This window comes from Streptomyces caeruleatus, from assembly GCF_001514235.1.
In the GTDB taxonomy this organism is placed as follows: Bacteria; Actinomycetota; Actinomycetes; order Streptomycetales; family Streptomycetaceae; genus Streptomyces; species Streptomyces caeruleatus.
This window is the reverse complement of the sequence record NZ_KQ948925.1, coordinates 298,614-318,647: the sequence shown is the minus strand read 5'-3', so window position 1 is coordinate 318,647 and position 20,034 is coordinate 298,614. Positions and strand designations below refer to the sequence as shown.

The following is a 20,034-nucleotide window of genomic DNA, read 5'->3' as shown; positions in this document are numbered from 1 at the left end:
GTGAACGCCGCGCCGCTCAGCCTTCCCCGCGCTCCGCGACCTCGCCCCGATGCCGTAGGGGCCGGGCCAGCAGCGCGCCGAGGAACCCCGTGACCAGCCCCCAGAGCAGGGCCAGGCCGATGGCGGGCCAGATGTGGGGTCTCAGGAGGAGTTCGCCGGCCAGGTCGCCGCCCAGTTCGCCGATGCCGAGGATCGAGAGGCCGTAGTGGGCGGAGGTGCGGGCGAGGAGGCAGATCGTCAGGACCGTGAGGGCCAGCGCCACGGCCATGTGCACGGCGTGCTGCCAGGGGCGGATCCGGGCCGGTGAGCGCCGCGCCATGACGAAGGCCGCGGCCAGCAGCAGGACCGCGTCGACGGCGATCAGCCACCACACCCGGCCGTCGTGCTCCGAGAGGGTGCTCAGGTTCAGCTCGGAGACCTCGCCGCCGCGCAGCACCTCGTCGAGCGCATGCGGCATGGGCAGCCCGAAGGGCCCGTCCACCCTGCCGTCCCACGTGGCGCCGAGCCCGATCGTCAGGGCGAGCCACACCAGGTTCGGCAGGCCGAGCAGCATCGCCGCGAACGTCTCGGCCGGATGCCCCCGGGTCGCCGCGACGATCACGCCGATGACCACACCGAGCACGACATACGCCAGCAGCAGCGCCACCATGGCGTACGCGGCCGGCCGCACCGACTCCTGGAAGCGCAGCAGCCGGCCCGGCAGCGGAGCCCCGCGCGAGACCAGCAGGGCCAGGACCAGCACGCCCGCCAGCCACAGCAGTCCGAACAGGACGCTCGACACGACGTCCGTGGTGAAACCGACCTCCGGGGAGATGCCGAACAGGTCGCCGATGTCGGCGAGCACGTCCTGCCCGAGCTCGTCGAGGGAGAGGGAGAAGCTCTGGCGAGCGGTGAAGGACAGCCCCAGCAGCGCGGCCAGCCACAGCACGGCGATCCGGGCGGCCCACCCGGCCAGCTCCCCGGCGCCCGCGACCGCCCGGTGCCGCAGCGGCCGCAGGAACCCGGCGGCCAGGACGAGCGCGCCGGTGAGCGTGACGGACAGCGGGATCACGGTCAGCCCGGCGTCGGGATCGGCCAGCACCCCGGCGTCCCCCGACAGCTCGATCGTGCCGCCCACCGCCGTGACCACGGTCGCCGCGACGACCCGCGGGAAGGCGTTGTCGGGGAGGTCGGCCGCCCCCGCCGCCCACAGCCCCAGCGCGGCGACCACGCCCATCGCGACCAGCCCGGCCAGCACCGTGACGAAGGCCCGCACCCAGCCATGGGCGGCCACGGCCGGACGGGACGGGGTCAGCACGCTCACCCTGACCACGCTAAGCAGCGCCCCGGCCGCTCGCCCGCCGAGAGGTCCGTCCGCGTCGGCTTGCGTACGGACGGCCACCGGAGCACAGAATGGGAGAGCTGCCAAAAGATGACAGAAGTAGCAAAAGCGGCAAGACGAAAATGGCAGAAGGCATAGGCGTCGCAGGAATTCCACGCCGGGCATCCCGCACGGATCCTGCGTCGGGAAGAAGGCCTCGTGAGCGTCGAACCTCCGCCGTCCGGCCGTCCCTCAGGACCGCCCTCAGGACCGCCCTCGGGACCCCTGTCGGGCCCCTCCCAGCCGCCCTCGGGCCCGCCCGCGCCGCCCCCGTCCGGCAGCGGCGCGGGCGCGCCGAGCCCCGAACCCCACCAGCCCTGGTGGAAGTCCGTACCCCGCATCGCCATCCTCTCCACCGTGGTCGTGGCCGCGGTGGTCCTCGCCGTCGTCCTCTCCCGCGGCACCGGCGGCACCGGCGACAGCGCCCAGGGTGAGGTCTTCCTCCAGGCCGCGGGGAGCACCGGCCCCGATCCGTTCACCGAGTCCACGGCCACGGACAGCTCCGCCCCGCCCGTCACCCCGTCCCCGGCCACCGAGTCGGCCCCCTCGAACGCGGTGATCGGCGTCGACGGCGGCGCGCCGGGCCTCTACGGCGGTACCCGCAACGTCGCCAGCTGCGACGTGGAGAAGCAGATCAAGTACCTCCAGCAGGCCCCGGAGAAGAACAGGGCGTTCGCGTCGGTCGCCGGCGTCGAGGCCTCCGACGTCCCCTCCTATCTCCGCTCGCTCACCCCCGTGCAGCTCCGCATGGACACCCGCGTCACCAACCACGGCTACCGCGACGGCGCCGCCGACGGCTACCAGGCCGTCCTCCAGACCGGCACTGCGGTCCTCGTGGACGACCACGGCGTGCCCCGGGTGCGCTGCGCCTGCGGCAACCCGCTGACCGAGCCGGTCGCCCGGCAGGGCACCCTCAAGCAGAAGGGCGACTCCTGGCCCGCGTACCGCCCCTCGAACGTCGTGGTGGTCACCCCCGCGCCGAAGGTCGTCAAAGAGTTCGTCATCTACGACCACGACCACGACGAGTGGGTCGCCCGGCACCGCGGCGACGACGCCCACAAGGACAAGAAGACCAAGCGCCCCGTGAAGCCGTCCCCGTCGGTGAGCGTGTCGAAGCCCACCTCGCCGAGCTCCTCCACGTCGACCACCCCGACCACGCCGTCGACGAAGGACGAACCGACGAAGGACAAGACGCCGAAGGACAAGACGCCGAAGGACAAGACGCCGAAGGACGAGACCACGAAGGACGAGACCACGAAGGACGAGACGACCAAGGACGAGACGACGAAGGACGAGACGACCAAGGACGAGCCCACGACCGACGAACCCACGTCCGAAGAGCCGACGACGGAGCCCGAGTCGCCCGAGACCACCACGTCGTCCCAGGAGCCGCCGGACGAGGAGATGACCACGGAGTCACAGTCGACGTCCGGCGGTACGCCGGAGTCCTCCCCGCCGCTGTGACGTACGGCGCCACCTGCACGGTGACTGCGCGGCTCCGCTCTGGGTACGAGGACTGGTGCAGCAGTGTCCGGCCAGTCCGGCTTCCGAGAGAGAAACGCATGATCGAGCACGTGGACGGGGCAGTGATTCCGACTGGTTTCGACGTGCCCGTGGAACCGCTACGGCGGGCGGCGCACTACAGCGGCGAACCGGGATGCATCGCCGAGGCACGGTCCTTCGCCGCGCGCTTCCTCGGCAGGCTCAGGACCGAATGGTGCGCCACGATCGCACAGCCCGCCGAGGACAAGGTCCTCCTCGTGGTCAGCGAGCTGGTCACCAACGCCGACCGGCACAGCAACGGCCCGTACATCCTGGACCTGGAGGGCACCGACGACGCGGTGACGGTCTGCGTGTACGACAGCAGCTCCGCCCTGCCCCGCCGTTACCCCAAGGATCCCGAACGCGTCGGCAGGCACGGCCTGGAGATAGTCCACGCCCTCGCCGCCGACGTCGTCGTCGAGCGCGTGCCGGTCGGCAAGCTGGTGCGCGCGGTGCTGGCGCTGACCGACGCGTGACGGGCCGGGCGGGACCGCGATTTCCCCCAGGGCGGAACGCGGATCCCTTCCCCTCGCGTCCCCCGCTCATAGGCTGGGCGAGTGAGCAATCAAGCGCCGAACGAAGCCCGCGTCATTCCGTTGCGCCCACCGGCCGCCCGCCCACCGGCCGCCCACGCGCCGATCACCCCCGTGGCCACGCCCGCGCCGCCCGCCGTCCCACCGCCGGGCCCCGCGGCCAGGGAACCCCTCTGGCGCGACCTCGTCGGCGACGTCCTGCGCCGTGAACGGCTCGCCCAGGAACGCACCCTCAAGGACGTGGCCGACGCCGCCCGGATCTCGATGCCGTACCTCTCGGAGGTCGAGCGCGGCCGCAAGGAGGCCTCCTCGGAGGTCCTCGCGGCCGCCGCCCACGCTCTCGGCCTCGGCCTCGGCGACCTGCTGTCGCTGGCGCAGGGCGAGTTGGTCCGGCTCACCAGCCGCCAGATGCCGGGCGCCGGGCGCACCGGCCGCGCCAGGACCGTTTCGTCCTACGACGGGATGTGCCTGGCGGCGTGAGGCCGCGCCGGCGCCTCAGACCCGCGCGAGGCGCCGGCTCACCACCTCGTCGGCCAGCCCGTACGCCACCGCCTCCTGTGCGGTGAACACCTTGTCGCGGTCCATGTCCGCGCGCAGCGTCGCGATGTCGTGCTGCGTGTGCCGGGCCAGCACCTCCTCGACCTGGGAGCGGATCCGGACCATCTCCTTGGCCTGGAGGGCGAGATCGGAGACCGTGCCCTGGCGCCCGCCGCTGGCCGGCTGACCGAGCAGCACGCGCGCGTGCTCCAGCACGAACCGCCGCCCCGGATCCCCTCCGGCCAGCAGTACGGCCGCGGTGGACGCCGCCTGGCCCACGCAGAACGTGGAGATCGGCGCCTGCACGTACGTCATGGTGTCGTAGATCGCCATGAGCGAAGTGAACGAGCCGCCGGGGGAGTTGATGTAGATCGCGACCTCGCTCTCCGGTGACGCCGACTCCAGATGGAGCAGTTGCGCGATGACGACGTTGGCGACGCCGTCGTCGATCTCCGTGCCGAGGAAGATGATCCGCTCCGACAGCAGCCGGCTGAACACGTCGTAGGACCGCTCGCCCTGCGGGGTGCGCTCGACGACGTTCGGAATCGTGTAGGTCCCCATGTCACAGCCCCATCCGTCGCCGGGAGGAAGCCGGGCGGACGTCCGTGAGGGACTCCACCACCCGGTCCACCATGCCGTACTCCCTGGCCTCCTCGGCCGTGAACCAGCGGTCGCGGTCCCCGTCCCGGGAGATGGTCTCCGTACTCTGGCCGGTGTGCTCGGCGGTGATCCGCTCGATGGTCCGCTTCGTGAACTCCAGGTTGTCCGCCTGGATCTCGATGTCCGCGGTGGTGCCGCCGATACCCGCCGACGGCTGGTGCATCATGATCCGCGCGTTCGGCAGCGCGTACCGCTTGCCCTCGGCGCCGACGCTCAGCAGGAACTGGCCCATGCTCGCCGCGAAGCCCATGGCGAGCGTGGAGACGTCGTTCGGGATCAGCCGCATCGTGTCGTAGATGGCGAGCCCCGCGTGCACCGAGCCGCCGGGGCTGTTGATGTACAGGGCGATGTCGGTGCGCGGGTCCTCCGCGGACAGGATCAGCAGCTGGGCGCAGACCCGGTTCGCGGAGACCTCGTCGACCTGGGTGCCCAGCAGGACGATGCGCTGGGCCAGCAGCTGGGACGCGAGCTGGTCGTCGAAGCGGGTGGGCGGGGTGTCGCCCTCCTCCGCCCGTGGAGCGAGCGTGGTCAGGGGTGTCATCGGTTCTCCTCGTCGTGGCGGGGATGCCGTCGACTCCACTCTTGACCGCGGACGCCGCCGAAAGACGGTTTCTCTGCCCGTGGCAGATTCGCCACGGGCAGAGCGATGAGTTCCGGGGCGAGGACCGGTCGACAGTGGTGACAGCGTTCCGCTCGCCCAGGAGGTACTCATGGCATCCGACGGTTTCACCACGTGTCTCTGGTTCGACGGCCAGGCGGAGGAGGCCGCCCATTTCTACGTCTCGATCTTCAAGAACTCCAGCGTGGGCAAGGTGGCGCGCTACCCCCGAGGGCGCGATGCAGCCCGCCGGCAGCGTGATGACCGTCGAGTTCACGGCCAACGGCCACAAGTTCCTCGGGCTCAACGGCGGTCCCCAGTTCAAGTTCACCGAGGCGACCTCCTTCATGATCTTCTGCGAGAACCAGGAGGAGATCGACTACTACTGGGCCAAGCTCACCGAGAACGGCGGCGAGCCGGGCCCGTGCGGCTGGCTCAAGGACCGGTTCGGCGTCTCCTGGCAGGTCGTCCCGGACCGGCTCGACGCGATGGTCACCGACCCGGACCCGCAGAAGGCGGCCCGCGTGACCAAGGCGTTCATGGCGATGCACAAGTTCGACATCGCCGCCCTGGACAAGGCCTACGCGGGCGAGTGACCCGTGCCCTACGGGTTCTCGCGGATCGCCCGGGTGATCTCCAGGGCGATCCGCAGGATCCCGGGGGAGCGGGCCGGGCAGGGCTTCGGCGTGGACGTCGTGGGCGCCAGACAGAAGTGCAGATAGTCGTCGTCGCGGTGCAGGGCCGTACGGTCGCGGCCCGGCTGGGTGCAGTACCCGTCGTGGGCGCGCTCGTACGCCGTGCACGGCAGGTCCCGCACCCAGGAGTAGCGCGCCCCGGCCGCACTCACCGCCTTGCCCGCGTCGGCGACCAGTCCGCCCGAGGCGGCGGCCCGCTTCTCGTAGAGGGCGTTGACGCGCCGGACCCGGTCGGGAGTGATCGGGTCCGGACCCTGGAGCACCCAGACGATCCTGGCGTCACCGGCGGCGGCGATCTGGTCGGCGAGCCGCTCCATGTCGGCCGCGTACCGCTCGAAGTACTTCTCGGGCGAGGCGTCGTAGGTGATCCCGTCCATGCACGGCGTATAGCCCCAAGCGTTGCCCCAGAACTGGAGCACCACGAAGTCGGGCCGCAGCCGGCGCACCAGGGTGGCCGCCTTGTCCGCGACCGGCACGAGGGATCGCTCGCCCGTGCCCTCCAGGTAGTCGCACAGGGTGGTGCCCGAGTACGGGGCGCTGGTGTACGTCGCCCGAAGGTCGCGGCGCAGCTCCCGGCCGAGCACCTTCTGCGCCTCCATGGCGAGCGAGTCACCCAGGTACAGCACCCTGGGCGCCTTCGCAGGGGCGCTCGTACGGGCGCCTGTGCCCGGTGAGGCCGGCGCCCGCTGATGGGTGGTCACCGCCGACCGCGGCACCTCCGGGGGCGGCGCGGCCTCGGGCCCCGACGCCGGGTCCCCGCACGCGCCGAGCAGCACGGCGGCAAGCAGTGCTCCCACTCCCACGATCCACGGCTTGCGCATACGGCGACTCCCGCCCCGGGCACCGGAAAACGGTTCCCCAGGCAAGCACAGCCGGGACCAAGGGGGAAGACACGCGTCGGCCACGGAAGACCGTGGCCGACGCCGGCTCGACCGTCGCTCAGACGCGGTCCGCCGCGATCAGCAGATACTGGAAGCTGCCGTTGCGGTACGCGTTCAGGAACGTCTCCTCGATGCCCGTCACCAGGTGCTCGGCCTCACTGCGCAACTCCCAGTAGGGGATGGTCGCTTCGGTGAGGTCCTCCACATGGACCGGGACGAGCCGGTTGCGGGCCATGGCGCGGAAGTACTCCGAGCGCGGGTGGATGTCGCAGATGTAGTGCGCGTTGATGAGGGACACCTCGCGAGAGGCCTGCCCGTAGGTGTCGTTGTAGCAGCCGGTGATCGTCACATAGCGGCCCCCGCGGCGCAGCAGCCGGGCGTGCTCGGCGAAGAGCAGGTCGAGCTCGACGTACATCGTCGACTCGTTGTTCCAGGACGCCGCGTACGCCCCGGACGTCAGCCCGGTGTCCAGCATGTTGCGGTGGTGGTAGCGCACCCGGCCGTCGATGCCCCGCTTGCGGGCCTGCGCGTTGGCGAACTCGGCCTGCTTCTCCGAGATGGTCACGCCGTCGGCGTGGCAGCCGTACCGCAGATGCGCCGTGACACTGCCGCCGCCGCGCCCGCAGCCGGCGTCGAAGACACGGTCGGCGGGGGAGAGGGGGCCGAGATGATCGGCGAGGAGCTCGGCCTGGGCGTGCTCCAGCCGGTGCAGTTCGGTGGTGATGCGCTCCCGCCGCAGCTCGGGGTCGGGTTCGTCGAGCACGGACCGGTCGGCGGCGCCGATGCCGTAGTGATGGTGGTAGAGATCGTCGAGCTTTCCGAGTTCGAGGTTGACCGGGTTCTCCTCGGCGTTCCAGTAGTCCGCGACACGGGTCTGGTACGTCGACTGGGTCGGCACCTGGACCGCCTTGGTGCCGGCTTCGGGGGCGATGGTCAACTGTGACTCCTCGTGCTGGTACGTGTGACGCTCTGTCATTCGATCGCGCTTTACCAGTAGTTGGGCAGGTGGTAGCGGTGGCTGTTGGTGGCGTGCCACTCGTGGTTGCCGGCCACCCAGTCGGACAGGCTGCGGACGTAGCGTTCGACGAGCGGCGAGGTGGCCGACAGCTCGGCCGACTCCTCCTCGAACGCCTCCATGATCTGGTTGTGGATCTCGACGGCCTTCAGATAGGCCGCCTTGAGACCGCAGCGCTCGTTGCGGGCGATGACCTGGGGCAGGTTCAGATGGTCGGGGTCGCTCGCGAGTTCCTTGGTGAAGGAGTAGAGGTCGTTGACGATCGTGGTGGCGTTGCAGGCGAGTGCCGTGACCCGCTGGATCTCGGGGCGGGCGTACACCGGCTCGGGCAGCTCGTAGCCGTCCACGCAGTCCACGATCGACAGACAGGGCCGGAAGTTGTTGAACTGCCGCATCACCAGGTACTCCCAGACCCGCGGGAGATATCGGGTCTCCATCCAGGCCGCCTCCGCGAGATAGCCCAGATGCAGCCGGGCGATGTCGTGGACGAAACGGTCGGTCTGGCTCGGCGTGGCGAAGGCGGCGTAGTCCTGGAGGGCGAAGTGGTACGAACGCAAGGGCCCGTCGGCCCGTACGCCCTCCCGCCACTCCTCCTCCAGCTCGGGGATCCCGTGGAACGGGTCGAGCGCCGACTGGGCCAGGATCAGCGGACCCCCGAGGCCCCGGCGCGATCCGCCGCGGCCCTCGTCCTCCTCGCAGTAGCAGGAGTCGACGACGTTCTCGGCGAGCAGCAACTCGCCGGCGACCGTCAGACGCTCCAGATCCAGTGCCTGAGGATGCTGCAGCACCACGGCCCGCCCGAACTGGAACCCCGAGAAGTCGCCCTGCCACGCCTCGGGGAACAGATCGAGGCGCCGGGCCCAGTCCTCCAGCCTGCGGTCGACCTCCGCGGCCTTCTCGGGGTCGGCGGGCGCGACCTGCCGGTACCGCAGGCCGGGGATCGCCCCGCCGCGCCGCTGGGTGCGGAGCGTGCTCGCGATGTTCGGCGGTCCCGGCATGGTGAAGCCGGCGGAGGACGTGCTCATCGGGTGCTCCACGCGGTCACTCGGCCGTCCGGCCGATCTGGGCGTTCTCCAGGATCCCGACCGCGTCGGGGACGAGGATCGCCATCGAGTAGTAGGCGGTGACGAGGTAGCGGATGATCGAGTTGGTGTCGATGCCCATGAACCGCACGTTCAGGCCCGGCTGGTACTCCTCCGGGATCCCCGTCTGGTACAGCCCGATGGCGCCCTGGTCGCCCTCGCCGGTGCGCAGCGCGATGATGCTGCTGGTGTGCTGCGCACTGATCGGGATCTTGTTGCACGGGAAGATGGGGACACCGCGCCAGGCGGGGATCTCGTGCCCGTCGACATTCGCGGTGCCGGGCACCAGACCGCGCCGGTTGCACTGCCGGAAGAAGGCCGCGATGGCCTTCGGATGGGCGATGAACAGCTTGGTCTTGCGGCGCATGGAGAGCAGTTCGTCCATGTCGTCCGGGGTCGGCGGGCCCGCGAAGGTGGGGATGCGCTGCCCGTAGTCGGCGTTGTGCAGCAGCCCGAACTCCCGGTTGTTGACCAGCTCCCACTCCTGGCGTTCGCGGATCTCCTCGACGATCAGACGGAGCTGTTGCTCGGTCTGGTTCATCGGGTCGTTGAAGAGGTCGGCGACCCTTGTGTGGACCCGCAGCACGGTCTGGGTGAGGGACAACTCGTACTCGCGCGGCGCGAGTTCGTAGTCGACATAGCCCCCGTTGATGGTCGGCTCACCGACATGGCCCGCCTGGACCGGGACGTCGGCCTCGCCCTTGCGGTTCATGGGCAGGTTCTGGCGTTCGGCGTACGCCTCCAGGTGCGCTGCCAGGGACGGCACCCGGTCGGTGAACTCCGTGACCACGGCCCAGGGGAGGGCCAGGAGCACGCCCGCCGTCTCGGCCCGCACCGAGCTGAGCCACAGCGGGTCCGGCTGGCCGATGCCCTCGTCGCCGAGCTGGTCGCCGTCGGTGACGACCCCGAGGATCTCCTCCTCGCCGTACTTGCCCTCGGCGAAGCGGGTGAACCGGCCGTGCACGACGAGGTAGGCCTCCGTGACTGGCTGCCCGGCCTCCACGAGGACCTGGCCGGCCCGGACCTCACGCACCCGGAACCGGGTGGCGATCTCCTTCAGGACGTCGAGGTCGGAGTAGCCGCGCAGCACCGGGAGTTCGGTGAGCGTCTGCGGGATGACCTTGATGTCGTAGGCGCCGTTCTGCTCGAACTGCACCCGGCCGCGTCCCACGCGCAGCTGGAGACGTCGGTTGACCCGGTAGGTGCCGCCTTTGACGTCCACCCACGGCAGCATCTTGAGCAGCCATCGCGAGGAGATGGCCTGCATCTGCGGTTCGGACTTGGTGGTCGTCGTGAGCTGGCGTGCCGCGTGGGTGCTGAGACTGGTGAGTTGTCCGTCGGCTGCGGGGGCCGGGTCCTCGGCTGCGGGTCCGGTGACGCTCTCGGGTACGGACACGTATCTCTCCCTGGAGGGTGATCAGGAGTGAGCAAAGTGATCGATGACGACGAGTGGACTGACGGGTGATGACGACGACTACCTCCGGGCGCGTGACGGGGTGTGCCTTCTGGCACGGGTGAGCCGTACGCGCCGCAGGGACAAGCCAAACAGCGCAGGTGGTGGGCCCGGTACGGCGCGAAGGGGGCGGTTTGATCACCTGGGTGGTGCAAACACTCCCTGGAGGCAGAGGGCACACGCGCCCGTGCCCGCACGCCGGTCGCGTTCGCCTCGACGTGCGGGCGCGAGGGGCGCGCGCGAGCCTCAGGACAGGTCGGTCACCAGCACGGCGGCCCCGTCGAAACGCCCTGCCGCACGGCGTGCTCGGCGGCGAGCGCCAGGAACTCCCGGCCGTCCTCGCGGGTGTTTGAGGTGACGCCGCGCAACTGCTCCTCGTAGAAGAGCTCGCTCTCGTGGCGCAGCGCGGGGACGTCGGTGAGATGGATGCCGGCGACCGCCGGCGTTCCGCCCCGGTCGAGGGCCCGCGAGGCCACCTGTACCCCGCGACCACGCCGACGCCCTCGTGCCCGGGCGTCACCCCCGCCCGCCGCACCGGCAGATCACCCTCGGTGCCACGCAGATCCGTACGGCACACCCCGCACGTCCGCACCCGCACCCGCAGCTCGTCGTCCCCCCGCACCGGAACCGGCTTCTCCGCCAGCCGCAGCGGCCCCGCCCCGCCCCGACCGGCCCGGCTCGACCACCGACCACGCGCGCGTCGTCCCGCCCGCCATACCGAGTCCCGTCCGCCGGCCGGTCGCGTCCACCCCCAGTCCAGGAACGCAACCGGGCATTCGGCGCGCGACCCGACTCCCTGGTGACTAGCGTAAGAATCCGGACAACCCACCGAGCCGGGAGAGGGCCGCAGCCATGGCCGTGAAACCTGAAGGAACCCCCGTCTGGGCCGACGCGATGTTCACCGACCTAGAGGGGGCCAAGAGCTTCTACGGCGACGTCCTCGGCTGGACGTTCGGCGAGGAGTCGTCGGAATACGGCAACTACACGCAGGCCTACGCGGGCGGCAAGGCGGCGGCCGCGGTCGTCCCGCCCATGCCGGGCCAGGAAGGCCACTCGCAGTGGTGCCTCTACTTCGCCTCCCCCGACGCCGCCGCCACCGCCACCAGGATCCGTGAGAACGGTGGCGAGATCCTGATGGAGCCGATGGCGGTCGGCGACTTCGGCAGCATGTGCCTGGCCCGCGACCCCGGCGGCGTCGTCTTCGGCGTGTGGCAGGGCGGCACCCATGAGGGCTTCGACGCGGACATGCGGGAACCAGGCGCCTTCTGCTGGGCGGAGATCTTCACCCGCGCGCCGGAGAAGTCCGACACCTTCTTCCCCGCCGTCTTCGGCTACGGCCAGCGGCAGATGCAGGACGACGCGATCGACTTCCGGCTCTACACCCTCGGCGGCGAGACCATGGCCCTGGGCCGGATGAGGATGACCGACGACTTCCCGCCCGAGGTCCCGCCCTACATCAACGTCTACTTCAACGTCCCCGACTGCGACGACGCCGTCGCCAAGGCCACCAAGCTCGGCGCGGTCCTGCGCTTCGGCCCGATGAGCAGCCCGTTCGGCCGGTTCGCCGCGCTGAGCGACCCCCAGGGCGCCAACTTCTCGGTGATCGACACCAACACCACCGAGGGCGACATGCCGCAGCTCACCGACGTCTCCTGACCGACACCGCGGCCGGGCGCCCGGCCCGCCCATGGCATGATCGGCACATGCTTGAACGTGTTGTGGCCGCGTGCGACGGGGCTTCGAAGGGAAACCCCGGGCCCGCGGCCTGGGCCTGGGTCATCGCCGACGAGACGGAGACCCCGGCCCGCTGGGAGGCGGGACCGCTCGGCAAGGCCACCAACAACGTCGCGGAACTCACCGCGCTGGAGCGCCTGCTGGCGGCGACCGACCCCGGCGTACCGCTGGAGATCCGCATGGACTCGCAGTACGCCATGAAGGCCGTCACCACCTGGCTGCCCGGCTGGAAGCGCAACGGCTGGAAGACGTCGGCCGGCAAGCCGGTCGCCAACCAGGACCTGGTCGTGCGCATCGATGAACTGCTCGCCGGCCGCACCGTCGAGTTCCGCTACGTCCCCGCCCATCAGGTCGACGGCGACCCGCTCAACGACTTCGCCGACCGCGCCGCCAGCCAGGCCGCCGTCGTGCAGGAGCCCGCGGGCAGCGGCCTCGGCTCCCCGCAGCCGCCGCCCTCCCCGGACACCCCCTCGGCCAAGGCCCCGCGCCGCAAGGCGGCGGCGCCCCGGAAGAACGGCAGCTCCTCGCGCACCATCAAGGCCAAGTTCCCCGGCCGCTGCGTCTGCGGACGCGGCTATGCGGCGGGCGAGCCCATCGCCAAGAACCCCCAGGGCTGGGGTCACCCGGAGTGCCGTACCGCGGAGGCCTGAGGGGCCCTACGGGGCTCAGGCCGCGTCGAACGTGTAGTGCGCGGTGTGATCCAGCAGGTCGGCCGGGCGCACGTCGTTCCACGGCTTCATGGTGTCGTTGATGTCGATCACGTTCGGCGTGCCCGCGGCCGGCACATAGCCGGAGCCGGGGTGCCGGCGCTGCCAGTGCGCCCACAGCTTGTCGATGTAGGCGTGGTGCAGCCAGAACACCGGGTCGTTCGGCGACACGCCGGTCGCCATCTGTCCGCCGACCCAGACATGGACCCGGTTGTGCAGATTGACGCCGCGCCAGCCTTCGAGGTGGTTGCGGAAGCCGTCCGACCCGCTGTTCCAGGGCGCCATGTCGTACACCGGCATGGCGAGCACCGACTCCACCTCCGCCGGGGTCGGCAACTCCCGGACGGCGGTGCCGAGCGAGCGGCGCAGGAACGTACGGCCGTCGACCCGTACGTTGATCGGCCAGTTGCCGGCCGACGCGGCGAACGGCCCGTCCGTCACCTGTCCGTCGCGGCTGCGCCCGGTGCCGCCGAGGAAGTCGGGCGCCCACAGCGAGGACCGTATGGAACGGTCGGTGCTCCAGTCCCAGTAGGGCAGCGCCACCGAGGCGTCCACCTCCTGCAGGGCGTGCTCGAACTCCAGCAGGAATCTGCGGTGCCAGGGCAGGAAGGACGGTGAACGGTGGCCGACGCGCTCCCCGTTGTCGGTGTCACCGACGATGAAGGCGTTGTGCGTGGTGACGAACGCGTCGTAGCGGCCGCTGCGCTTCAGCTCCAGGAGGGCGGCGACGAAGCGGCGCTTCTCGTCGGCGGTGAGCAGGGCCTGGTTCTTGCGGACGGTCATGGTAGAGCGTGCTCCAAGGTGCGGGTGCGGAAGGTCAGTTGGCGGGGAAGGGAAGCAGCTCGGCGCCCTGCAGCTCGTCCACGGCGGCACGGGCAGCGGCGCGCGGGGTGGGTACCGGGTCGTAGTGGCTGACGACGCTGATCCAGCTGCCGTCGGCGTTGCGCATCACATGCAGCTCCACCCCGTCGACGAACACCGCGTATCCGCCGCCGTGATGGTGGTGGCCGCCGCCCGAGGGCGGCCCGCCCTGTATCCGGCGGCCCTTGTAGACCTCGTCGAAGGGCGGCAGGTCGTGGTGGGGGGCGGGGCCGGCCGCGGACGCGGTGAGCGCGGTGACCGCGGGGACACCGGCGGCGGTGGCGAGGACGGCCGCGGCGGTGAGCGCGTGGCGACGGCTGAGTTCCGGCATGCGGACCTCCTGGGTTCGTTCGGTTGACGACTCCGCATGCCTATCGGGCCTGGTGAGAGCGGGAGAAATCGGCCGGGAGTGGTTGGCCGCGATCCGGACAAGTGCCCACATGTCGTGCAGACTTGAACCAAGATGATCTTGCCGTGAGGGGCCCTCGTGAAGGCCGGAAGGGGAAATTCCTTCCCTTGGGGGTCGCGTTTGCGGTGATCCTTCGCGGGCGGACGGGGTGCGAGTGGTCTGTCTCACCAGTCGAAACTGGCGCGATCCCGAATGTCGTGGCCAAAGGCCCCCGCCTTGCTACCCTGCGGAGTGATATGACCGTTTTAGACCATTTCTAGGGGTGCGCGTGAAGGTAGCCTGCGTCGGTGGCGGGCCCGCCGGCCTGTATCTCTCGATCCTGCTGAAGCTGCGGGACCCGTCCCACGACATCACCGTCTACGAACGCGGCCCGGAGGGCTCCACCTACGGCTGGGGCGTCACGTACTGGCGCGGACTGCTCGACAAACTGTGCGAACACGACCCCGTCTCCGCCCGCGTCATCGAGGAAAGCTCGGTCCGCTGGAGCGAGGGCGTCGCCCACGTCCGAGGCCGCACGACCCGCAGACCCGGCGACGCGGGGTACGGCATCGGCCGCCACCGGCTGCTGGAGATCCTCGCCGAACGCGCCCGCGCCCTGGACGTACGGCTGAGGTTCGAGCAGGAGATCACACCGGGGAACCTGCCCGCCGCCGACCTGGTCGTGGCGAGCGACGGCGTCAACAGCGCCCTGCGCACCCGCCACGCCCACCACTTCGGTACGGAGAGCCGGGCCGGCCGCAACCACTACATCTGGCTCGGCACCAGCAAGAACTTCGAGGCCTTCACCTTCTCCTTCGTCGAGTCCGGCCATGGCTGGATCTGGTGCTACGGCTACGGCTACGGCTTCGGCCCCGACGCCGGCACCTTCGTCGTCGAGTGCGCCCCCGAGACCTGGACCGGCCTCGGGTTCGACACCGCGTCCGAGGCCGAGGCCCTGGCCGTGCTGGAGAAGATCTTCGCCGGTGTCCTCGACGGCCACTCCCTCATGGGCCGCGCCGGCGCCGACGGCAAGGCGCAGTGGCAGACCTTCCGCACCCTGACCAACCGCACCTGGTACCGCGACAACCTCGTCCTGCTGGGCGACGCCGCCCACACCACCCACTACTCCATCGGCGCCGGCACCACCCTCGCCGTGGAGGACGCCGCCGCCCTCGCCACAGCGCTGCACGAGCACGCCACCCTCCCGCAGGCCCTCGCCGGCTACCAACAGCGGCGCCAGCAGGAGCTGTTGGCCGTCCAGAGCGCGGCCCACTACAGCGCCCGCTGGTACGAGGACCTGCAGCGCTACATCCATCTGCCCCCGCAGCAGATGTTCGCCCTGCTCGGCCAGCGCCACTCGCCCCTGCTGCCCTACGTCCCGCCGCAGCTGTACTACCGGCTCGACCGGGCGGCCGGACAGTCGCAGGCCTGGCGCCGCCTCAAGCAGTGGATCGGAGTGCGGGTCGCCCGCACCGTGCACGCCAGGACGCTGGCCTCCCGCGAGTGACCGGGCCTCACCGGAACAGCCGGTCGAGGAAGGCGTTGCCGAACACGCCGTGCGGGTCGAGCCGCTCCAGGGCCGCGGACGCCTCGCCCCACGCGTCCGCCCCGAAGGTGCCGGGCACGACCGCGCCCAGCACCTCGCCGTCGCTCCAGGTGGCGTCCCGCGTGTAGGCCCAGCCCTTCGACCACTCGACCCGCGTCATGGCGTACTCGCCATCGAAGGTGCGCAGCAGGAACCGCTCCATCTGGCTGAGGAACGCCTGAGCGTGCGGTGTGCCGGGCAGCGTCAGGATGTTCAGCCACACGGCGGTGTCCCACTCGGGACGGTCAGCGCGCGGCGCGAGCGCCGACAGCAGCGGGGCCCGCGCCCCGGCCACGCCGGCGTCCGCCGGATCGTCGAGCCCCGTCACCCGGATCTCCACCGACCCGTTGACCGGGAACTGCCCCCGGTCGGCGTACGCCGAGAGCCGTTCCCGGTAGAAGGCGGTGAACTCGGCGACCACACGCTGCACCTGGGCCCTGCTGGTCAGCACCCCGTAGCCGTTCGTGGCGATCCTCAGCGTCGTCGGCCGCAGATAGAGCAGCGTGTTCTTGGACGGCCCCCAGATGTCCGCCGACAACGTCGCCACCAGCCCCAGCGCGGCCACGTCGTACTGCGCGTTGCCCAGCACCGGCGCCAGATACCACGCCCCGTCCGACACCATCCGCCCGACCAGGTCCGCGACCGGCGTCGGGACGCTGTCCGAGAACGGGTAGTTGTACGGCGTCCGCACGTGCCGCGAGGTCAGCGGCCGGGTGGGGGAGACGCTCCACACCTTCAGCCACGGGAACTCGGTGAAGGCGAACCAGATCGCCTCGGCGCGCCCGGCCCGGTCGAGGAAGCTCGCGAGGGTGCGTCCTTCGGCGCCGGGCGCGGCGAAGAGCTCGCCGGCCGGGATGTCCGTACGGCTGACGCAGCGCAGGTTGCTGTTCGCGCCCACCCGCAGCACGACCTCGGTGACCAGGGCGCGGCCCAGATGGGTCAGCAGGGCGGCGCAGTCCGCCTCGTCACGGTCGTAGGTCCGCAGCACGTACGCGCCGGCGGTCTCGTCCCAGACGACGGCCGTCAGCGACAGCACGAGATTGCTCAGCGAGCCGTACGTGTGCCCGGGCAGCCGCTGCTCGCCGTGTGCCGGTACGGCGCTGCCGTGCGCGTCGATGGCCAGGGCGCCGCCCAGGGTGAGGTTGCCGGGCGCGGGTGCGGCGGTGACGCCGAGGCCCCGCTCCTCCAGGAAGGTGAGCAGCGCCTCCAGGGTGACGCCGGTGCCGGCGCGCACCGAGGTCGGCGACTGAAGCGACAGGCCGGTGAGACGGGAGGCGGTGTCGACGAGGAGGACCGGCGCGTCCGGCTCCGTACCCGGCGTGATCGTCAGCGGTGACCAGCCGTGCGAGGACCCCCGGGCGCGGACTCTCCTGCCGTGCCGCCACGCCCAGTTGACGACGGCCAGTACCTCGTCCGGGCCGTCCGGAGCGCAGGCCCACAGCCCGTCGGCGGTGATCTCACCGACCCAGTTGCGGTACGCCGAGCGGTACAGCGCCACGTCCGTCGGGAAATCCGGCAACTCCTGGGCGGCGACGGCCGGATCCGCCGGGAGAAGAGTCGGTGCCGCCGCCAGGGCGGCGGCGCGGAGGAAGCCCCTGCGGCTGAAGTCGTCGTTCACGGGCTCACGCTAGGGACCGGCTTGACAGCCGCCGCGGGCCTGTCGATCCGATTCACCCGTGTGGGTGACGGATTCACAGGTAGCGGGGCGGAGGGGTCCGTTCCGCGCAGGGGGACCGCCAATGACACACTGACGCCATGGACGAGCGTGTAATCGGTAGGTCGGGTCAGCGGGCATCCGTCGTCGGTCTGGGGACGTGGCAGCTGGGCGCCGACTGGGGAGACGTCGACGACAAGGAAGCCCTCGCGGTCCTGGACGCGGCCGTCGAGTCGGGCGTGACCTTCTTCGACACGGCCGACGTGTACGGCGACGGGCGCAGCGAGCAGACCATCGCCGCCTTCCTGCGCGGCAGGCCCGAGCTGGACGTCTTCGTGGCGACCAAGATGGGCCGCCGCGTCGACCAGATCCCCGAGAACTACGTTCTCGACAACTTCCGTGCCTGGAACGACCGTTCACGCCGCAACCTCGGCGTGGACCGTCTCGACCTGGTCCAGCTGCACTGCCCCCCGACCTCCGTCTACTCCACGGACGAGGTGTTCGACGCCCTGGACACCCTGGTCGCGCAGGAGCGCATCGCCCAGTACGGCGTCAGCGTGGAGACCTGCGAGGAGGCGCTGACCGCCATCGCCCGGCCGGGCGTGGCCAGCGTGCAGATCATCCTCAACCCGTTCCGCATGAAGCCGCTGCGCGAGGTCCTGCCGGCCGCCGAGAAGGCGGGCGTCGGCATCATCGCGCGCGTGCCGCTGGCCTCCGGCCTGCTGTCCGGCAAGTACACCAAGGACACCGTGTTCCCGGCGAACGACCACCGCACCTACAACCGGCACGGCGAGTCCTTCGACCAGGGCGAGACCTTCTCCGGCGTCGACTACGAGTCGGGTGTCGAGGCGGCCGTCGAGTTCGCCGCCCTCGCCCCCGAGGGCTTCACCCCCGCCCAGCTGGCGCTGCGCTGGATCATCCAGCAGCCCGGCGTGACCACCGTGATCCCCGGCGCCCGCTCGCCCGAGCAGGCCCGTGCCAACGCGGCCGCCGCAGCGCTGCCGGAGCTGTCCGCGGACACGCTGGCCGCCGTCCGGGACCTCTACGACCGGCGGATCAAGGACCAGGTGGAAAACCGCTGGTAGACGCCTGCGGCCCGGGAGCGGCCCGCCGCTGCTCCCGGAGCCCACTCGTTTGAGCGTTCAACGCCGGGGATACCCGGCCCGCATGACCGAGAAGGAAAGACGGACGGGACGCGACGAGAGCGAGGAGGAGCGGGCCGACCGGATGTGGGGTGAGCTCCTGCAAGAGGTCCGGGTGGCCCAGATGGGCGTCCAGATCCTGTTCGGCTTCCTGCTCACCGTCGTCTTCACGCCGAAGTACGGCACGCTGAGCGACACGGACCAGACGATCTACATCGTGACGGTGATGCTGGGTGCCACCGCCACCGGGGCCCTGATCGGTCCGGTGTCCCTGCACCGTCTGGTCTCCGGCCGGCGCATCAAGCCGCAGGCCGTTGAGTGGGCCTCCCGGCTGACGTTCGTGGGCCTGATCCTGCTTCTCGCCACGACGGGCTCCTCACTGCTGCTCATCCTGCGGGTCGCCACCCACGACGGCTACGTGCCCTGGCTGGTCACGGGCGTGGTCGTCTGGTACCTGCTGTGCTGGTTCGCGCTGCCGCTGTGGACACGCCGCCGCCACACGGAGTGAGCGACGGCGTGAACGGTGCGTGAGCCGCGAATGAGGCGTCAGCGGGGCTACTGCTCCCGCGCCGTGCCGCCCTGCGCCCCGCGCAGCGCCGTGATGCACGTGGAGATGGCCTGCTGGAGCTCCTCAAGACGCTGCACCATGTCGTCCTCGACGAACTCCTGCACATCGTCGAAGGTCAGCTCCTCGAAGACCTTCGTCGCCTTCTGAAGGCTGCTGTAGAACTTCGTCCGCCGCTCCTGCACCCGCAGCTCGGGGTCGGCCTCCACGGTCTCGGCGACGAGGGTCTTCATGGTGTCGTAGGCCTCGGTGGCCCACTCGCCCGTGCCCTCGTCGTCCTCCAGCTCCTCGATGAGGGACAGATGCCGCTCGGCCTCCTGGCGCACGTCGACCGGAGCGTCGACGGTCTGCCCGGCCGGGGTCTTGATCTGGCCCGACTCGGCGATCTGCCGGACGTAACCGATCCGGTCCGCCGCGCGGCTCTCCGTGGCGACGGCCTTCTTCAGGTCGTCGGTGCGCACGACGTCCCGCGCCAACTCGGCCTGGAGGTCCGGGTCCTCGCGGACCCGGTCCAGGAGCGCCTGGCGGGCGGCGCGGGCGGTGGAGGGGTCGGCGAGGATCGCGGCACGCAGCGCCGTGGGGTTCTCGGCGACCTCCAGGGCCTTCGTGGGGCGGATGCCCTCGGCCTCGGCGGCCTCGGAGATGGCGGTGCCCCGCTCGGAGGTGGCGCTGTTACGGGAGACGTAGTAGCCGAGCCACACGTCGGCGTCGGGCAGCTCCACCTCCTGGCCCGGGGCGAGGGCCTCGAAGTGCGGGACGAGACCGTCGTCGGCGGCCCGGTCCCAGGCCTTGTAGTAGCGCATGACGCGGTCGGGGGAGCAGCCGGCGAGCTCGGCGAACTCCTTCGCCGACACCTTCGGCGTCTCGCCCGCGCCCTGCCCGCCGGGCCGAACGCTGCGCGCCACCAACAGGCCGAAGGCCCACCCTCCGGTCCGCGCGTAGACCCCGAACTCGCGGGCGTCACGGGCGACGAGGTCGGACAGCGGGGCCTGGGGCGAGGGGGACGTCTCGGGCGGGACGAACGCCAGTGTCACGGAAGACT

The 20,034-nt window shown here is 71.0% G+C and carries 20 protein-coding genes and 1 pseudogene; 9 read left to right on the top strand and 12 right to left on the bottom strand.

Features of this window, described 5'->3' with window-relative positions:
* Nucleotides 1–16: 16 nt before the first annotated feature.
* Nucleotides 17–1,303, bottom strand: coding sequence for a streptophobe family protein (locus AQJ67_RS06290; RefSeq protein WP_062717492.1), 1,287 nt, complete (start codon nt 1,301–1,303; stop codon nt 17–19).
* A 216-nt stretch (nt 1,304–1,519) separates the two neighbouring features.
* Between AQJ67_RS06290 and AQJ67_RS06285 the strand changes: the two genes are divergently transcribed.
* From AQJ67_RS06285 to AQJ67_RS06275, 3 genes are all read left to right on the top strand, one after another.
* A complete protein-coding gene (locus AQJ67_RS06285; protein ID WP_063807289.1) occupies nt 1,520–2,824 on the top strand; it encodes a DUF6777 domain-containing protein in 1,305 nt (434 codons plus the stop codon).
* A 98-nt stretch (nt 2,825–2,922) separates the two neighbouring features.
* Nucleotides 2,923–3,378 (top strand): ATP-binding protein, encoded by a 456-nt coding sequence (locus AQJ67_RS06280; protein WP_062717041.1) that lies wholly within the window; start codon nt 2,923–2,925, stop codon nt 3,376–3,378.
* Nucleotides 3,379–3,459: 81 nt separating this feature from the next.
* Nucleotides 3,460–3,915: a helix-turn-helix domain-containing protein gene (locus AQJ67_RS06275; RefSeq protein WP_062717040.1), complete on the top strand. Its 456-nt coding sequence runs from the start codon at nt 3,460–3,462 to the stop codon at nt 3,913–3,915.
* Between the two features lie 15 nt (nt 3,916–3,930).
* Here the strand turns inward: AQJ67_RS06275 and AQJ67_RS06270 are convergent, their stop codons facing one another.
* Together AQJ67_RS06270 and AQJ67_RS06265 are read right to left on the bottom strand one after the other, a co-directional pair.
* Nucleotides 3,931–4,533, bottom strand: coding sequence for a ClpP family protease (locus AQJ67_RS06270; RefSeq protein ID WP_062717039.1), 603 nt, complete (start codon nt 4,531–4,533; stop codon nt 3,931–3,933).
* A gap of 1 nt (nt 4,534) precedes the next feature.
* The gene (locus AQJ67_RS06265; protein WP_062717038.1) at nt 4,535–5,173 is read right to left on the bottom strand and encodes an ATP-dependent Clp protease proteolytic subunit; all 639 of its coding nucleotides are present in this window, start codon (nt 5,171–5,173) and stop codon (nt 4,535–4,537) included.
* Between the two features lie 169 nt (nt 5,174–5,342).
* Between AQJ67_RS06265 and AQJ67_RS06260 the strand changes: the two are divergent.
* Nucleotides 5,343–5,826: pseudogene (locus AQJ67_RS06260) on the top strand (VOC family protein).
* 8 nt (nt 5,827–5,834) lie between these two features.
* Here AQJ67_RS06260 and AQJ67_RS06255 read toward each other — a convergent pair.
* From AQJ67_RS06255 to AQJ67_RS49020, 5 genes are all read right to left on the bottom strand, one after another.
* Nucleotides 5,835–6,746 (bottom strand): SGNH/GDSL hydrolase family protein, encoded by a 912-nt coding sequence (locus AQJ67_RS06255; protein WP_062717037.1) that lies wholly within the window; start codon nt 6,744–6,746, stop codon nt 5,835–5,837.
* Between the two features lie 118 nt (nt 6,747–6,864).
* Nucleotides 6,865–7,743, bottom strand: a complete 879-nt coding sequence (locus tag AQJ67_RS06250) for a geranyl diphosphate 2-C-methyltransferase (protein WP_062717490.1) — start codon at nt 7,741–7,743, stop codon at nt 6,865–6,867.
* Between the two features lie 50 nt (nt 7,744–7,793).
* Entirely contained in the window at nt 7,794–8,846 is a 1,053-nt protein-coding gene (locus tag AQJ67_RS06245; protein ID WP_062717489.1) for a family 2 encapsulin nanocompartment cargo protein terpene cyclase, read from the bottom strand.
* Between the two features lie 16 nt (nt 8,847–8,862).
* Complete coding sequence (locus AQJ67_RS06240) at nt 8,863–10,299, bottom strand: family 2B encapsulin nanocompartment shell protein (protein ID WP_062717036.1); 1,437 nt, start codon at nt 10,297–10,299, stop codon at nt 8,863–8,865.
* 317 nt (nt 10,300–10,616) lie between these two features.
* Nucleotides 10,617–10,832 carry a hypothetical protein gene (locus AQJ67_RS49020; RefSeq protein WP_062717035.1) on the bottom strand — a complete coding sequence of 72 codons (216 nt, stop codon included), beginning with the start codon at nt 10,830–10,832 and terminating at the stop codon, nt 10,617–10,619.
* Between the two features lie 376 nt (nt 10,833–11,208).
* Here AQJ67_RS49020 and AQJ67_RS06230 point away from each other — a divergent pair, with 376 nt between their 5' ends.
* Complete coding sequence (locus AQJ67_RS06230) at nt 11,209–12,012, top strand: VOC family protein (RefSeq protein ID WP_062717034.1); 804 nt, start codon at nt 11,209–11,211, stop codon at nt 12,010–12,012.
* Nucleotides 12,013–12,059: 47 nt separating this feature from the next.
* The gene (locus AQJ67_RS06225) at nt 12,060–12,740 is read left to right on the top strand and encodes a ribonuclease H family protein (protein ID WP_062717033.1); all 681 of its coding nucleotides are present in this window, start codon (nt 12,060–12,062) and stop codon (nt 12,738–12,740) included.
* Between the two features lie 15 nt (nt 12,741–12,755).
* Here the strand turns inward: AQJ67_RS06225 and melC2 are convergent, their stop codons facing one another.
* The gene (gene melC2, locus AQJ67_RS06220; RefSeq protein WP_062717032.1) at nt 12,756–13,580 is read right to left on the bottom strand and encodes a tyrosinase MelC2; all 825 of its coding nucleotides are present in this window, start codon (nt 13,578–13,580) and stop codon (nt 12,756–12,758) included.
* Between the two features lie 34 nt (nt 13,581–13,614).
* Nucleotides 13,615–13,989: an apotyrosinase chaperone MelC1 gene (melC1, locus tag AQJ67_RS06215; RefSeq protein WP_062717031.1), complete on the bottom strand. Its 375-nt coding sequence runs from the start codon at nt 13,987–13,989 to the stop codon at nt 13,615–13,617.
* A gap of 340 nt (nt 13,990–14,329) precedes the next feature.
* Between melC1 and AQJ67_RS06210 the strand changes: the two genes are divergently transcribed.
* A complete protein-coding gene (locus tag AQJ67_RS06210) occupies nt 14,330–15,553 on the top strand; it encodes an FAD-dependent monooxygenase (RefSeq protein ID WP_062717030.1) in 1,224 nt (407 codons plus the stop codon).
* 7 nt (nt 15,554–15,560) lie between these two features.
* On the opposite strand, the gene AQJ67_RS06205 is transcribed toward AQJ67_RS06210, so the two are convergent.
* Nucleotides 15,561–17,249: a cholesterol oxidase substrate-binding domain-containing protein gene (locus AQJ67_RS06205; protein ID WP_062717029.1), complete on the bottom strand. Its 1,689-nt coding sequence runs from the start codon at nt 17,247–17,249 to the stop codon at nt 15,561–15,563.
* 137 nt (nt 17,250–17,386) lie between these two features.
* On the opposite strand from AQJ67_RS06205, the gene AQJ67_RS06200 reads away from it, so the two are divergent.
* Together AQJ67_RS06200 and AQJ67_RS06195 are read left to right on the top strand one after the other, a co-directional pair.
* Nucleotides 17,387–18,370: an aldo/keto reductase gene (locus AQJ67_RS06200; RefSeq protein WP_062717028.1), complete on the top strand. Its 984-nt coding sequence runs from the start codon at nt 17,387–17,389 to the stop codon at nt 18,368–18,370.
* An 82-nt stretch (nt 18,371–18,452) separates the two neighbouring features.
* Entirely contained in the window at nt 18,453–18,935 is a 483-nt protein-coding gene (locus AQJ67_RS06195; RefSeq protein WP_062717027.1) for a DUF6328 family protein, read from the top strand.
* A gap of 47 nt (nt 18,936–18,982) precedes the next feature.
* Here AQJ67_RS06195 and AQJ67_RS06190 read toward each other — a convergent pair whose 3' ends face one another.
* Entirely contained in the window at nt 18,983–20,026 is a 1,044-nt protein-coding gene (locus tag AQJ67_RS06190) for a hypothetical protein (protein WP_062717026.1), read from the bottom strand.
* Nucleotides 20,027–20,034: the final 8 nt, after the last annotated feature.

What these genes read in the sequence shown, in the direction of transcription:
- AQJ67_RS06230 (WP_062717034.1), top strand. Translation starts at nt 11,209, where the DNA reads ATGGCCGTGAAACCTGAAGGAACCCCCGTCTGGGCCGACGCGATGTTC.
- AQJ67_RS06200 (WP_062717028.1), top strand. Translation starts at nt 17,387, where the DNA reads ATGGACGAGCGTGTAATCGGTAGGTCGGGTCAGCGGGCATCCGTCGTC.
- AQJ67_RS06225 (WP_062717033.1), top strand. Translation starts at nt 12,060, where the DNA reads ATGCTTGAACGTGTTGTGGCCGCGTGCGACGGGGCTTCGAAGGGAAAC.
- melC2 (WP_062717032.1), bottom strand. Translation starts at nt 13,580, where the DNA reads ATGACCGTCCGCAAGAACCAGGCCCTGCTCACCGCCGACGAGAAGCGC.
- AQJ67_RS06195 (WP_062717027.1), top strand. Translation starts at nt 18,453, where the DNA reads ATGACCGAGAAGGAAAGACGGACGGGACGCGACGAGAGCGAGGAGGAG.
- melC1 (WP_062717031.1), bottom strand. Translation starts at nt 13,989, where the DNA reads ATGCCGGAACTCAGCCGTCGCCACGCGCTCACCGCCGCGGCCGTCCTC.
- AQJ67_RS06270 (WP_062717039.1), bottom strand. Translation starts at nt 4,533, where the DNA reads ATGGGGACCTACACGATTCCGAACGTCGTCGAGCGCACCCCGCAGGGC.
- AQJ67_RS06280 (WP_062717041.1), top strand. Translation starts at nt 2,923, where the DNA reads ATGATCGAGCACGTGGACGGGGCAGTGATTCCGACTGGTTTCGACGTG.
- AQJ67_RS06245 (WP_062717489.1), bottom strand. Translation starts at nt 8,846, where the DNA reads ATGAGCACGTCCTCCGCCGGCTTCACCATGCCGGGACCGCCGAACATC.
- AQJ67_RS06255 (WP_062717037.1), bottom strand. Translation starts at nt 6,746, where the DNA reads ATGCGCAAGCCGTGGATCGTGGGAGTGGGAGCACTGCTTGCCGCCGTG.
- AQJ67_RS06265 (WP_062717038.1), bottom strand. Translation starts at nt 5,173, where the DNA reads ATGACACCCCTGACCACGCTCGCTCCACGGGCGGAGGAGGGCGACACC.